Origin of the sequence: Streptomyces sp. Ag109_O5-10 (assembly GCF_900105755.1) — a bacterium.
Classification (GTDB): Bacteria; Actinomycetota; Actinomycetes; order Streptomycetales; family Streptomycetaceae; genus Streptomyces.
In genome coordinates this window covers 774,317-788,571 of the sequence record NZ_FNTQ01000001.1, presented here as the reverse complement: position 1 = coordinate 788,571, position 14,255 = coordinate 774,317, and the positions used below count along the sequence as shown (strand labels likewise).

Sequence of the window (14,255 nt, the reverse complement as noted above, 5' to 3'; positions counted from 1 at the left end):
CATCCGGCGCGTCCCCGGCTACGGCAGTTCCCGGGCCCGCGCGATGAGCAGTGCCACGTCGTCGTGGTTGTCGGGGTGGTGCAGTTCCCGCAGCAGCAGGTCGCAGACCTCCTCCAGCGGGCGGGCCGGGCCGTCCAGCAGGGCCAGCAGTTCGTCGAGGCGTTCGTCCAGGGAGTGCGTGCGCGTCTCCACCAGGCCGTCGGTGTAGAACACCAGCTCGTCGCCGGGCTCGAAGTCGACGGACGTGGTGGCGAAGGCGACCCCGCCGACGCCCAGCGGGACCCCGGTGGGCAGGTCGAGGAGTTCCGGCGGGCGGCCGGGGCGGACCCGGGCCGGGGGCAGGTGGCCGGCGTTGGCGATCCGGCACCGGCGCTGTTGCGGGTCGTACACGGCGTAGACGCAGGTCGCGATGGAGTGGTCGAGGCCCGACGTGGTCTTGTCCAGGTGTTCGAGGAGGACCGCCGGGTCGAGGCCCAGTGCGGCCAGGGTGGTGGTCGCGGTGCGCAGCCGGCCCATCGTCGCGGCAGCGTTGATGCCGCTGCCCATCACGTCGCCCACCACGAGAGCGGTTCGCCCGCCGTCCAGCGGAATGACGTCGAACCAGTCGCCGCCCACCTCGACCGTGGCGCCCGCCGGCTGGTAGCGGGAGGAGACCTCCAGGCCGGGGGTGAGCCGGGGGTGTGCGGGCAGCAGGCTGCGCTGGAGGGTCAGGGCGGTGGTGCGGGCGTTCTCGTACCAGCGGGCGTTGTCGATCTGGACGGCCGCGCGCGCCGCCAGTTCCCGGGCCAGCAGCAGATCGTCGTCGTCGAAGGACGCCGGATTGCGGGTGCGCTTGAGGTCGAGGGCACCCAGCACCTCACCGCGCGCGATGAGCGGCACGGCCAGATACGAGTGCACCCCGGCCCGGTCCAGCAGCACCGCGGCCTCGGGGGAGGGGGCGATCCGCGCCAGGTGCTCGCCCTTGGCCCGCGGGACGACGACCGACTCCCCGGTGCGTACGCACGCCGTGACCAGCCGGTCCGGCGCGTACCTGGCCACCGCCCCCGGCGCGTCTGCGGCCTGGACCGCGTCCGCCTTCTCCTCCGCGCGCACGGCGAGGGTCCGCAGCACGGCGGGCTCGGCCGGCCCGAGGGTGCCGCTGCGGCCCTCGACCACCGCGTCCAGCAGCTGAACGGCCGCCACGTCGGCCAGCTCCGGCACGGCGACGTCGGCCAGCTCCCGGGCGGTGCGCTCCAGGTCCAGGGTGGTGCCGATACGGGTGGAGGCATCGGCGATCACGGCCAGCCGGCGGCGCGCGTTCTCGGCCTCGACACCGGCCCGGTACGGCTCGGTGATGTCCACCACCGAGGTGGCCACCCCCAGCACGTTCTCCAGCGCGTCGTCCAGCCGGTAGACCGACACGGACCAGATGTGCTCCACGTCCGGATCGGCCGGTGTTCGGCCCACCGCGGACTGGTCGATGACCGGCTCACCGGTCTGCAGCACCCGCAGGTAGGCCGACTCCAGCGCGTCGGCGTCCAGCGCGGGCAGTACCTCGCGGATCGTCCGTCCGACGTGCTCCTCGGCCGGGACCCCGTTCATCCGCTCCATCGCCGGGTTGACCGACATGAAGCGCAGGTCGGTGTCGAAGACGGCAAGACCGATCGGCGACTGCTGCACGATCCGTTCGGACAGCGCGACGTCCTGCTCCAGCCGGCGCACCGTCGACTGGTCGGCCGCCAGACCCAGCGCGAACACGTCGCCGTTGTCGTCCATGAGCCGCATGTTGCGGAACTCGACCACATGGGTGGAGCCGTCCTTGTGGCGGATCGGGAAGCCGCCGGCCCAGCTCCGCCCGGTGCTCATCACGTCCGCGAACAGCTTGCCGACCAGCTCGATGTGGCGCTCGTGCACCATCAGCCGGGCCGCGTACTGGCCGAGCGCCTCCTGCGCCGAATAGCCGAACAGCTCCTCGGCCTGCGGGCTCCACAGCACGATCCGTCCCTTGGCGTCCAGCACGACCGAGGCCACGTTCAGGACGTCCAGCAGCCCGCCCGGGCGCACGGGTCCGCGCACGGGCTCCCGGCCCTCCGGCACCGAGGCCTCGGCTGGACTCATCGCACGCACCGCCTTCGGACTTCCGCACGGCACGCCGTCCCCCGTGCGGACTCCCCTTGTTCTATCGCGCTCACACCCGACTCTCCGACGTCACCGCCGACTTTTCCACCATCTCTCAACACGACGGCTTCCGTACCGCGAAGCGACCTCAGGTGCGGCAGGGGCGTGAGTTCACCTTCCCGGCCTTCCGTTGGTATGTACATGTCCATCGGATCCGCGCGAGACTGACCGGCGCACGCGCGTCCCACCCCCCGATACCGAGGAGTAGGCTTCCATGCCCGCGTTCACCCGGCAACGTTGTCACGCAGGCCTGACCGCCCTGGTCGCCCTCGCCGCCACCCTGGTCCTCGCGACCGCCGCCCCGGCCTCCGCGGCCGACACCTGGACCGAGACCGGCTCGGACCACGCCGATGCGCTCAGTGAGAGCCAGGGCCTGACCTCGGTCGAGGTCCCGGCCGGCAGCCCCAACCGCTACACCGGCGTCGGCACCATCCCGCTCGACGTCCACTCCCGCGGCTGGAACCACGTCGGCGACCCCGACGAGTCCTACGACGGTTACTACGTCGAGCCGTACCAGGCGGACTCCGGCACCTACAAGATGTACCGGGTGCAGGCCCCCGACGGCACCTGGTCGGAGTACGTCCACACGCTGGTCTCCGGCGAGGCCCTCAACAACTCCTGGTCCGCCATCACGCCGGACAGCCAGTACATGCTCTCCGGCGAGTACGGCACGATGACCCGCTTCCTGGTCTTCCCGACGCCGGGCGCCAACAAGAGCACCTCGCCGTCCGCGAACCTCCCGCTGGCCTCCGTCGTCAACCTGGACCACGCCGTGCGCGACGTGCAGGGCTGCGACTTCTCCGGCGCCACCACGCTGCTGTGCTCGTCGGACGACCCGGACGGCAGCCTCTTCGGCCACACCAAGCCGCTGCTGCAGATCGACCTGTCCGCCCGGCCCGGCACCACGAACGTCACCGGGCACGTCACGGCGCTGCGCCAGCTCCCGCTGCGCAGCTCCTGCTCGGGCACCTTCGAGGCCGAGGGCATCGACTACGACCGGCGCACCGGCATCCTGCGGGTCATCGTGATGTCGCCCGGCTTCTGCGTCCTCACGGACAGCATGACCTACAAGTTCACCCGGAGCTGAGCCCGCGGCCGCCCTCGACGGGTGGTGCAGGGCTTGGAGATCGGTGCTTTTCTGTTGGCATGGCGCGGTTCGCGGGGGAACCCGTGACACCGCGCCATCGCCATGAGAGGAGCCAGCACCATGGACCGTGTTCCCACGCACGAGGAACCCGTCTCGCTCGAGATCAGTGGATGCAACAAGGAGGACGCCCGGATCGTGTTCGACGCGTTGCGCCAGTGCTTCGAGTCCGACCGGGCCGCCGACGACGTGCCGCAGCAGCTCCACGAGACCCGCCCGATGGTGTGGCTCGGCACGTTCGACGTCACCGCCACCCACGAGTGCACCCCGCCGCCCCGGCTCTCGGCCACGGTCGAGGCCGACGCCCAGGGCGGCTACTGGGCGATCAGCCGGCTGCACCGGACCCTCGACTCCCTTTTCACCGTGCGGGACCTGTCCTCCGCGTCCGGGGACCAGGAGAAGGAACTGCACGTCCTGCTCGAAAGCCGGTGACAGGTGATCTGGCACACGTAACCCCGAGGGTGTTGTGCAACTAGTTGCACAATCCGTGCGCGGTCCTCTACAACTACGGAGACGACACCGCGCACGGAGGCCCCCATGAGCCGTTACCCGAACCTGCTGAAACCCCTCGACCTCGGTTTCACCACACTCCCCAACCGGGTGGTCATGGGCTCCATGCACGTGGGCCTGGAGGAGGCCGAGCGCGGCTTCGAGCGGATGGCGGAGTTCTACGCGGCCCGGGCCCGCGGGGGCGTGGGCCTGATCGTCACCGGCGGCATCGCGCCCAACGACGAGGGCAGGCCGTACGAGGGCGGCGCCCGGCTCACCACCGACGAGGAGGCCGCGCAGCACCGGGCCGTCACCGAGGCCGTACACCGCGCGGGCGGCCGGATCGCGATGCAGATCCTGCACTTCGGCCGGTACGCCTACCACCGCGACCTGGTCGCCCCGAGCCCTCTCCAGGCCCCGATCAGCCCCTTCGCGCCCCGCGAGCTGACCGACGCCGACGTCGAGCGCACCATCGGCGACTACGCCCGCGCCGCCCGTCTGGCCCGGCAGGCCGGTTACGACGGCGTCGAGATCATGGGCTCCGAGGGCTACCTGATCAACGAGTTCATCGCCGCGCAGACCAACCACCGCACCGACCGCTGGGGCGGCTCGTACGAGAACCGGATGCGCTTCCCCGTCGAGATCGTCCGCCGGGTGCGCGAGGCCGTCGGCGACGACTTCATCATCGTCTACCGGCTGTCCATGCTGGACCTGGTCCCGGGCGGCTCCTCCCTCGACGAGGTGATCACCCTCGCCCGGGCCGTGGAGGCCGCCGGGGTGACCATCATCAACACCGGCATCGGCTGGCACGAGGCCCGCATCCCCACCATCGCCACCTCGGTCCCGCGCGGCGCCTACGCCTGGGTCACCAGGAAGCTGATGGGCGCGGTGTCCGTGCCGCTGGTCACCACCAACCGCATCAACACCCCGGAGGTCGCCGAGGAGCTGCTCGCCGGGGGCTTCGCCGACATGGTCTCCATGGCGCGCCCGATGCTCGCCGACCCGGACTTCGTCAACAAGGCCGCGGCCGGCACGCCCGAGGCCATCAACACCTGCATCGGCTGCAACCAGGCCTGCCTCGACCACACCTTCGGCGGGAAGATCACCTCCTGCCTGGTCAACCCGCGCGCCTGCCACGAGACCGAACTGGTCCTCGCCCCGACCCGGCTGAGGAAGCGCGTCGCGGTCGTCGGCGCCGGACCGGCCGGCCTCGCCTGCGCGGTGTCCGCCGCCGAACGCGGCCACGAGGTCACCTTGTTCGACGCGGCGGCCGAGATCGGCGGCCAGCTGAACGTGGCCCGCAAGGTCCCCGGCAAGCAGGAGTTCGACGAGACCCTGCGCTACTTCCGCCACCAGCTCGACGCGCACGGCGTGGACGTACGCCTGAACACCACCGTCGAACCGGGCGACGTCACCGGCTACGACGAGGTCGTGGTCGCCACCGGCGTCACCCCGCGCACCCCCGACATCCCCGGCGTCGACCATCCCCGCGTGCTCGGCTACCTCGACGTGCTGCGCGACGACGCGCCCGTCGGTGACCGGGTCGCGATCCTCGGCGCCGGCGGCATCGGCTTCGACGTCGCCGAATACCTCACCGACGGCGGCGACAAGGCGAGCGAGGACCCGGAGACGTACTTCAGGCAGTGGGGCGTCGACATGGAGTACCAGGGGCCCGGGGGCCTGGCGGCCCCGGAGCGCCCGGCGCCGCCGCGGATCGTGCACCTGCTCCAGCGCAAGGCGAGCAAGGTCGGCGCGGGCCTCGGCAAGACCACCGGCTGGATCCACCGCACCGAACTCAAGCACCGGGGCGTCATCATGGTCCCGGGGGTGCGGTACGACCTGATCGACGACGCCGGGCTGCACGTCACCGTCGACGGCGAGAGCACGGTCCTGGAGGTCGACACCGTCGTGCTGTGCACCGGGCAGGAACCGCGCCGGGGCCTGTACGAGGAGCTGGTCGCCGCCGGCTGCAGCGCGCACCTCATCGGCGGTGCCGACGTCGCCGCCGAGCTGGACGCCAAGCGGGCCATCAAACAGGGCACCGAGCTGGCGGCCGCCCTGTAGCGCCCGTCCCTAGGATGAGCCCATGTCACTCCCGCACGCGATCCTCACCGCCCTGCTCGAACGGCCGTCGTCGGGGCTTGAGCTGACCCGCAGGTTCGACAGGTCGATCGGTTACTTCTGGTCGGCCACGCACCAGCAGATCTATCGCGAGCTCGGACGGCTGGAGGCCGAGGGCTACATCCGCACCCTGCCGGCCGAGCAGCCGGCCCGTGGGCAGAAGAAGAGCTACGAGGTCCTGCCCGCGGGCCGCGCAGAACTGGCCCGCTGGACCGCCGTCTCCCAGGATCCCAAGCCGCAGCGGGACGTGCTGCTGCTGCGGCTGCGCGCGGCCGCCGTCGTCGGCACCGCCGGCATCGAGGCCGACCTGCGCCGCCATCTGGAGCTGCACCGGCGGCAGTTGGCCGAGTACGAGGAGATCCAGCGCCGCGACTTCCCGCCGGGCAAGGACGCCCCCGAGGACCGGCTGCGGCACCTGGTGCTGCGGGCCGGCATCGACCTGGAGACGTTCTGGACGCGGTGGCTCGGTCATGCCCTGGAGGAGTTCGGCGAACCGCCCGGCCCGTCGGCGTCCTAGAGCCGGTAGGGCTTCGAGCGCTTGCGCAGGTACCAGCCGGTGGCGATGACGCCCGAGCCGACCAGCGCGGCGCCGATGCCCAGGGTGAGCGGCCCGTAGTCGCGGGCGGCGCCGCCCAGGCCGCCCATCACGCCCCGGGCGGGCGCGGGCACGGCCGGCTTGGTGGCCGAGTTGACGGTCGAGTTGGCGGTCGAGTTGGCGGTCGAGTTGGCGGTGGGGTAGGTCGTCGGCGCGGCGGGGGCGGACGAGACGATCACCGACTGCGTGCCCGCCGTACCGCCGTTGGAGCAGACGACGACCACCGTGTAGGTGCCCGGTGACACCCCCGACCAGGCGGCGGACTGGCTCACCGAGGTGCCCGCCAGGGCCACCTGCCGCCCCTGGGCGAAGGCGGTCTGGCCGCTGTTGAGCAGCGAGGCGTTGCCCCAGCTGCCGTTGGACTGGGTGCAGGCGCTGGTGACCACCGACACCGTGCTGCCGATGGTGCTCACCGAGATGCCCGAGAGTGCGGCGGACGGGCCGGCGAGCCAGGTCGGGACAGCGGCGGCGGCCGCCAGGGTCAGGCCGGAGCGGAGGAGGAGTCGGGTAGTGCGCATGGTCTGCCCTCCGGCGGCACGGTGGCGGAACGTCCCGTGCGCCGCCGAGGGTGGGGAAACGTCCGTGCCGCCTCAGGTTCAGCGAAAGGGTCCCCGGCGGGTCCCGCACCCGGAGGGCGACCGGCCAGGTGACTTCTTCCTCCGCCCGGCCCAGGCCGGGACGCGCGCCCGCTCTCGTCAGGCCCCGGTCGCCACGGTCCGCTCCGCCGACCAGCCGCCCCAGGTGCCGTCCGGCAGCCGCGCCCGGAGCCGCACCTGGTGCCGGACCCCATGGTCCCGGCCCACATAGAAGCTGTAGGTCGACCGTCCCTTCGGCGGAGTGCCGCCCCACACCAGGGAGGTGGTCGTCCCGGAGTCCAGCTGGATCTGGTATTCGGTGACCACACCGTCCACCTGTGGCGGGTCCCACGCCAGATCGAGGTACCAGGCCCCGCTCTCCTCGTGGGTCCGCGCCGTGAACGCGGTCGGCTCGGTGTCCCGGCCGTCACCGCTGCCGGGCGTGCTGAGGCGTACCGCCGCGCTCGCGGGCGAGAGGTTGTCGGCCGCGTCCCGGGCCCGGACGGTGAAGACGTAACGGGTGCCCGGCCGCAGCCCCATGACCACGGCCGCGGTCTGGTTCCCGCCCACACTGTGGATCTTGGCGCCGCCCTGCCAGATGTCGTACGACACCACGGCCCGGTCGTCCGTCGAGGCGTCCCAGGACAGCTGTACGGCACGGCTGCCCACCGCCCGGCCCACCGGCCGCGCGGGCCGGGTCGGCGCCGCTCGGTCGGCCGCGACCATCGCGGGGGTGGTCGCCCGCACCGCACGGCTGCGCGGCCCGAGGCTGCCGTCCCCGCTCCGGGCCCGCACGGTGAACACGTACGCCGTGGACGGCCTGAGCCTGGTGACGTCCACCATGTGCTGGGAGCCGGGCACTTCCTCGACCTTCGTGGTGCCGCGATACACCTCGTAGCCACGGATCCCGGAGCCCTCCGGCAGCCCGTTCCACATGACGTGCACGCTGGTGGCGCTCCCGGCGGCCGCGGTCACCCCTGTCGGGGCACCGGGCAGCCGGCCGCTGTCGCCGTCGGCGGCCCGCCCCCGGCCGCAGGACGTCACGCACAGCAGGGCGCAGACCACGACGGCAACTCGGCGCACGGTTCCGCCTCCCCTGGGACGGCAGCACGGCAATGGTCCGGACCAATATGGACCGCCCGGGATGCGGACATCAAGAGGGCCGTATTGCGGACGCCGGGGGAGGGTTACGTATGCTGAGGATCCTGCGGTCGAACTCCCCGGAAGGACAGGGGAGTTCGCGCTTGCGGCGCGGAACGCTGTCGTCGCTGATCCCGCGCCGGCACGGGCGGCCGGGGCAGTCCGGGCCGATACCGGCCCGGCGCCCCGGTCCTCGGCGGCCGCTCACGAAGTGTCAGTTTCGTTGCGCCGAACGGCCCTGTACAGCCTCCATGTGCTGGCCCGGCCGCCGGACCCGCACCATCTTGTTCCGGGTGACTCCATGTCCCCCACGAAAAGGGTCCCTCATCGTGCGTGTCCAGTCGCTGACGCTGGCCGCGGCCGGCGCCGCCCTGCTCGCCCCGGCCACACTGCCCACCCCCGCCGCCTCCTACGCGGTCCCCGGTGTCCGGCACCGTATCTCCGCCGCCGACCTGCTGGCCCGGGTGCGGGAGTGCACCCAGGTCTCCAGGGGCCGCTACCGCTCCGATGCCGACACCGCCGCCACCGTCCCCGTGTGCGGCACCCGGCAGGCCGTCTTCTGGAAGGCCGACCTCGACATCGACTGCGACGGCCAGCGGACCGCCCACTGCAACCGCGCCGCCGACCCGGCGTTCACCGCCGCCACCGCCTACCAGCAGTCCAACGGCCGCCAGCTCAACGCCGAGAAACTGCCCTACGTCGTCGTACCCGGCCCCAGCCGGCGCTGGAACCACCGGAAGTCCGGCGTCCGGGGCGGCGCGATCGCCGCGGTCATCTACAAGGGCCGGGTCCAGTACGCCGTCGTCGGCGACACCGGACCGCGCGACATCATCGGCGAGGCCTCCTACGCCACCGCGAAGGCGCTCGGCGTGAACCCCGACCCGCGCGTCGGCGGGGTGCCGTCCGGCGTCACCTACATCGTCTTCAAGCACTCGGCGATCCGGCCCATCCAGGACCGTGAGGCGGCGGAGGCGGAGGGGGAGCGGCTGGCGGAACAGTTCATCGAGGGCGGCTGATCGGGGCCGGCCGCCCCGGCGGTGCGGCTCGGACGGCCGTCCAGCCGTTGTCCACCGGCAGGACGGCGCCGTTGATGTCACTCGCCGCGTCCGAGGCCAGGAACACGGTCGCCGCCTGCTCCTCGGGCTCGGAGACCTGACCCACGTCGCCGACGCACGGGCCGGGCGCGGCCGGCTCGTGCGCACCGTCCTCCGGGTCGACCTGGACGGGAGTGACATGAAGTCGCGGCCTGAATTTCCGTCACCCCGCCGCCTCGGGGACAATCCCGGTGCAGCAGCCACCGGCACGGGAGGGACAGATGGCCGCAGGGGGACGCACGGGACGCCCACCCCTGACCGAGGAACGCAAGGCCGAGACCAGGCTGGAGATCGCCCGCGCCGCGGTGGACCTGTTCGTCGCCCAGGGGGTGTCCGCGACCACCGGCGAGCAGATCGGGCAGGCGGTCGGCGTCTCGGCACGCACGGTCTGGCGCTACTTCCCGAGCAAGGAGGCCTGCGTGCGGCCGCTGTTCGCGGCCGGTATCGAGGCAATCGCCGACTGCCTGCGCGCCTGGCGCCCCGGCCGGCCGCTGGAGGAGGCCTTCGCGGACGCCGTGCCGACCGACAGCCGGCTGGCGCGCAGCCCGGACCGCGCCACCATGGGCGCCCTGGTCCGGCTGACCCGCGACGAACCGGGACTACGCGCCGAGTGGCTGCAGTCCTACGACGAGGCCGAACCGGCGTTCGCCCGCGCCCTCGCCGAACGCTCCGGGCTGCCCGCCGACGGCCTGCGGCCCACCATCCAGGCGGCCATGTTCAACGCGGCCCTGCGCGCGGCCGTCGAGCACTACGCCTGGCGCGTCGCCGACGAGAGCTCGGACCCCGCCACGGCGGAGGCCGAGCTCACGGCGACCATGCGCTCGGCCCTCGCGGTGGCGGCGGAGGGGCTCGCCTAGGGACGGCTGTTGTACGCCGCCGCCCGCAGCGCCGGACGGCCCGCGGGAAGGGCCCGCGACGGCCAGGACACACTCACCGTCTGTGCTTCTCCGGGCAGCAGCCACAGGTAGTTGTGGCTGTAGAGCGTCGGCAGCACGCGGTCACCGGTCGCCTCGTCCACCAGGGACAGCCGGACCATGGCGGCGACGGCCGTGCCGCGGTTGCGGACGGTGGCCGTCAGCGTGCGCCGGTCTCCGGAGCGGGACGGCTGCCCGGCCGAGACGGACACGTTCACCCGCGGGGCCTTGCCGAGTGCCCGGAGGTCGGCGGGGTCACGGTGGCGCCAGTACGTGTTGCGGGACAGCTCCCTGCCGTCCGCGTCCGCCAGGGTCAGCCGCAGCAGGTGCAGGCCGGGCAGGTCGTCGGTCCATCCCGCGGTGAACGCCTCGGCGGTGGCGGCCCGTGCCACGTCCACCGTCGCGGTCCGGGCGCTGCCGAGCTGCCGGCCGGACAGGTCGTACAGCCGGGCGGTGACGGTGGCCCCGTGCAGGTCCGCGCGGGTGTGGTTGACCGCGAGGACCCGCCACTGCACCGGATCGGCCTGGACGTGCAGCGGCTCGCAGGCCGAACGGGCTCCGTAGTACGTGCCGTTGACGTCGAAGTCGTAGTCGTAGGTCTGCCAGACGGTGCTGTGCCAGGCCGGGTGGGACATCCACAGCATCAGGCCGGTTGCGTTGTCCCAGAGGTTGGCGTTCCAGGCCTCGAACATGGCGCGTGTGTTCTCGAAGTTGACGAACTGTGCCTTGCGCGCGAAGTCGTCCAGGCCGGTGGCCGCGCCGAGGCGGGTCTCGACGGCCGCCTTGTAGTTCTGCGGCGCCTGGTTCCCGTGCTCGCTCCAGTCGTGGTAGTACCAGGCGCCGCCGATGGGCCACTCCGGCTCGTCGCCCGTCAGGTTGCGCAGGCTCGCCGCGGTGGAGACGACCGGCATGCCGATCTCGGTGTGGAAGCCGAAGTCCTTGCTGCCGTAGGTGGCCGGGTCGAAGTACTTCTCCGGCTCCACCCAGCCGTAGGGACCGCCGCCCGTGACGATGCCGCCCGCGGAGTTGTTCTGGTAGAGCAGCCCCGGCACCTGCTGCTCGACGGCCTCGCGCATGCCCTGGTCGATCGCCGCCGGCGGATTGCCCTCGTTGGCCCCGCACCAGACGGCGACGCAGGGGTGGATGCGGTACCGCAGCACGGTGTCCCGGGCGACCGAGTTGAAGGCGTCGTGGTCCGGCGGGTCCATGCCCCAGGCGTTCGGGAAGTCGTTCCAGACGAGGATGCCGTACCGGTCGCAGGCGGCGAAGAACTCCTCCCGGTCGCTGCTGCCGACCCAGTTGCGGATCATCGTGAAGTTCATGTCGCGGTGCATCCGCACCGCCGCGTCCATCCGCTCGGGCGGCATCCGGCGCAGCAGCTCGTCCCAGCCCCAGTTGCCGCCGCGGGCCAGCACCGGCACGCCGTTGACCGTGATCCGCAGCGGATCGGGGGCGTTCGACACGGACTTGACGTCGGTCCACCGCTCGCCGTCGTCGGACACCCGGATGACGTACGTCTTCGGGTACGCCGTCTCCCAGACGATCGCCACCCGGTCGAAGTCCCGCGCGGAGCCCAGATCCACCTGGATCCACTGGTTGTCCTCGTACGCCGAGGACCAGCGGGTGCCCGGGTCGCCGTCGGTGGCGTGGGCGGCGGGATGGTCGGACTCCTCCGTGGAGGCCGTCGCCGTACGGTGCAGGGCGAGGTCGGTGCCGGGGTCGGCGCTGTCGATGACACCGAGCGACCACAGCGAGTTGCCCCAACTGGTGTTGCGCAGCCCGCAGTCGATACGGACGTAGCGGGCGGTCTGCCGGTCGAGGTCCTCGACCTGGAGGCTGGCGTTGCCGTCGTTGAACGGCAGCGGCACGGCCGAGTTGTCCACCGCCCGCACGTCGGTCCACTCGGCGCCGTCGGCGGAGACCTGCACCACGAAGGTCCTCGCGTACGCCCGCTCCCAGGTGAGGTCGACCCGGTCGAAGGACTGCGCCGAGCCCAGGTCGACGCTGATCCACTGGTCGTCCTCGTACGCCGAGGACCAGCGGGTGCCCGGGTCGCCGTCCGTCACGTTGGCCGGGCCGTGGTCGTCGCCGTCCGTGCTGGAGGCGTCGGCGGGTGCGTGCAGGGCCAGATCGGTGGTCTGCCGGGTGCTGTCGCGTACGGCCAGGGTCCACAGTGAGCTGCCCCAGGAAGTGGCCCGGGTACGGCAGCTGATGCGGACGTGCCGGGCCTGCTGCCGGTCGAAGCTCACGGTCTGGGTGTACGCGTCGCCGGTCGCGGTGAACGGCAGCGGGACCCGGTACTCATAGCCGAACTGGCGGACGCCGAACCGGGTGGTGCGCCGGTCGCTCTCGGTGCCGTCGGCCGACACGGTGAGCGTGAGGTCGTACAGGTCCGGCTCGCCCACGCCGTTCGGCCACCACAGCCGGGGGTTGTGCAGCCGCAGCTGCGCGAAGGCGTCCGGGGCGAAGACGACGTCGACGCCGCCACCGGCCGGCACGGTGACCGCCCTGGAGACCCGGACGTCGCCGAACGCCGCGGTCACCGTGGCCGTGTGGTCCTTGGTGTCGGCGTTGCGGACCGGGACGACTACGGTCAGCTCGGCGACGGAGACGTCCGGCAGGTTCGGCAGGTTCGTGTCCACGCGCGGGTCGCCGATGACGATCTGCCCGGTGGATCTGAGCCGGACGTGGTTCCAGATGCCCGCCGCGCGGTCGCGGACGGCCGGCATCCAGTCCCAGCCCGAAGAGGCCAGGTAGGTGGGGGAGTTGAGGTTCATCTGTCCGGCGCCCGCGTCCACCCACGACTCGCCGAGGGGGCCCTTGTCACCGGGGCTGCCCGGCACGGGCATCGGGGTGATCCGCACGGCCAGCGCGTTCGCGCCGTCCGTGGCGAGCAGCCGGGTCACGTCGTGCGAGGAGCGGGCGAACGGGTAGGTCAGACCGCCGACCTGCTCGCCGTTCAGCCAGATGTCGGCCTTGTGGTTGACGCCGTCGAACTCCAGCCAGATCCGGCGGCCGGAGCCCGTGCGCAGGCCCCGCGGCAGCTCGAAGTCCCGCTTGTACCACCAGGAGTGCCGGGACAGCGCCTCGGGGATGCGCAGGTTGTTCAGGCCGGACACCGGGTCGGGCAGCATGCCCTGGTCCACGAGGGAGCCCAGCACCGTGCCGGGGACGACGGCGGGCAGCCAGCCGCTCGTGTCGACGCCGGTCCTCGACAGACCGGCGCCGTCGCCGCCCGCCCAGTCGTCCAGGGTGAGCCGCCAGCCGGACTCCACCGGCACGGTGCCGTCGTCGGCCACGGTCAGCGCGGGCGCCGCGTCGTGCCGGGTGCCCCAGTCGGTCCAGCCCGTCGCCGTGGGGCGGTGCCCCCGGGGGGTGCCGTACACCTCGAAGCCGTTGAGGCCGAGCGGCAGGGGACTGGAACGCCTGCGGCACGTCATCCGCACCCAGCGCGCCGTGACCGGACGGGGCAGCTGGACGTCCACCAGGCCGCCGGTGCCGGCGGTCGTGCGGTACACGCTCGTCCAGGACTTCTCGTCGAGGGACGTCTCGACCACGAAGTCGAGCGCGTAGCTCGACAGGATCTCCTTGCCGGTGGTGCCGTCGGCCGGATTCCCCGTGGCGGGGGGAGTGAACACCGGGTCGGCAGCGTCGGCTTCGAAGGTCAGCCGGATCCGGGTGACCTCGCATGCTGCCTGCAGGTCCACGGCGATCCACTGCGGGTCGCCGTCCCCGGCGCGCCACCCGCTGCCCCGCACGCCGGGTGCGGTGAGGCTGTCGACGGCGAAGGACCCCGGGGTGGCGGCGTAGGCGGTCGAGGAGACCGAGACCGGCCGGTAGAGGGCGAGTTCGCGAGGCGCGGCGGGCCGGGCCGGGGCGCCGGCGGGGGCGGCCGCGGCGGGCACCGGGAGCACCGGGCCGAGTCCGAACCCGGCGAGCAGGGTGGAGCCCGTGGCGACTATGGAACGCCGCGACGGACTGCGCGACGGAACCGGCTGATCGGTCATGATTCTGACGTCCCATCAG

General features: G+C 72.6%; 11 protein-coding genes. 6 read left to right on the top strand and 5 right to left on the bottom strand.

From position 1 onward, the window contains the following. Positions 1 to 18 precede the first annotated feature (18 nt). Positions 19 to 2,097, bottom strand: coding sequence for a SpoIIE family protein phosphatase (locus BLW82_RS03675; RefSeq protein WP_093497441.1), 2,079 nt, complete (start codon positions 2,095 to 2,097; stop codon positions 19 to 21). A gap of 274 nt (positions 2,098 to 2,371) precedes the next feature. Here BLW82_RS03675 and BLW82_RS03670 point away from each other — a divergent pair, with 274 nt between their 5' ends. From BLW82_RS03670 to BLW82_RS03655, 4 genes are all read left to right on the top strand, one after another. Further along, the gene (locus BLW82_RS03670) at positions 2,372 to 3,244 is read left to right on the top strand and encodes a hypothetical protein (RefSeq protein ID WP_093497440.1); all 873 of its coding nucleotides are present in this window, start codon (positions 2,372 to 2,374) and stop codon (positions 3,242 to 3,244) included. A 120-nt stretch (positions 3,245 to 3,364) separates the two neighbouring features. After that, positions 3,365 to 3,733, top strand: a complete 369-nt coding sequence (locus BLW82_RS03665) for a hypothetical protein (protein ID WP_093497439.1) — start codon at positions 3,365 to 3,367, stop codon at positions 3,731 to 3,733. Between the two features lie 105 nt (positions 3,734 to 3,838). Then, positions 3,839 to 5,854 carry an NADPH-dependent 2,4-dienoyl-CoA reductase gene (locus tag BLW82_RS03660; protein WP_093497438.1) on the top strand — a complete coding sequence of 672 codons (2,016 nt, stop codon included), beginning with the start codon at positions 3,839 to 3,841 and terminating at the stop codon, positions 5,852 to 5,854. 22 nt (positions 5,855 to 5,876) lie between these two features. Beyond that, entirely contained in the window at positions 5,877 to 6,428 is a 552-nt protein-coding gene (locus BLW82_RS03655; RefSeq protein ID WP_093497437.1) for a PadR family transcriptional regulator, read from the top strand. Here BLW82_RS03655 and BLW82_RS03650 read toward each other — a convergent pair. Further along, positions 6,425 to 7,024 (bottom strand): hypothetical protein, encoded by a 600-nt coding sequence (locus BLW82_RS03650; RefSeq protein WP_093497436.1) that lies wholly within the window; start codon positions 7,022 to 7,024, stop codon positions 6,425 to 6,427. The two genes, BLW82_RS03655 and BLW82_RS03650, sit on opposite strands and share 4 nt — an antisense overlap. A gap of 177 nt (positions 7,025 to 7,201) precedes the next feature. After that, positions 7,202 to 8,164, bottom strand: a complete 963-nt coding sequence (locus BLW82_RS03645) for a fibronectin type III domain-containing protein (RefSeq protein WP_093497435.1) — start codon at positions 8,162 to 8,164, stop codon at positions 7,202 to 7,204. Positions 8,165 to 8,550: 386 nt separating this feature from the next. Between BLW82_RS03645 and BLW82_RS03640 the strand changes: the two genes are divergently transcribed. Further along, positions 8,551 to 9,237 (top strand): glycoside hydrolase family 75 protein, encoded by a 687-nt coding sequence (locus tag BLW82_RS03640; protein WP_093497434.1) that lies wholly within the window; start codon positions 8,551 to 8,553, stop codon positions 9,235 to 9,237. Here BLW82_RS03640 and BLW82_RS44215 read toward each other — a convergent pair. After that, positions 9,221 to 9,382, bottom strand: coding sequence for a hypothetical protein (locus BLW82_RS44215; protein WP_177232824.1), 162 nt, complete (start codon positions 9,380 to 9,382; stop codon positions 9,221 to 9,223). The two genes, BLW82_RS03640 and BLW82_RS44215, sit on opposite strands and share 17 nt — an antisense overlap. Before the next feature lie 154 nt (positions 9,383 to 9,536). Here BLW82_RS44215 and BLW82_RS03635 point away from each other — a divergent pair, with 154 nt between their 5' ends. Continuing rightward, positions 9,537 to 10,172, top strand: coding sequence for a TetR/AcrR family transcriptional regulator (locus tag BLW82_RS03635; RefSeq protein WP_093497433.1), 636 nt, complete (start codon positions 9,537 to 9,539; stop codon positions 10,170 to 10,172). Here the strand turns inward: BLW82_RS03635 and BLW82_RS03630 are convergent. After that, positions 10,169 to 14,236 carry a discoidin domain-containing protein gene (locus tag BLW82_RS03630; RefSeq protein ID WP_093497432.1) on the bottom strand — a complete coding sequence of 1,356 codons (4,068 nt, stop codon included), beginning with the start codon at positions 14,234 to 14,236 and terminating at the stop codon, positions 10,169 to 10,171. The two genes, BLW82_RS03635 and BLW82_RS03630, sit on opposite strands and share 4 nt — an antisense overlap. Positions 14,237 to 14,255 lie beyond the last annotated feature (19 nt).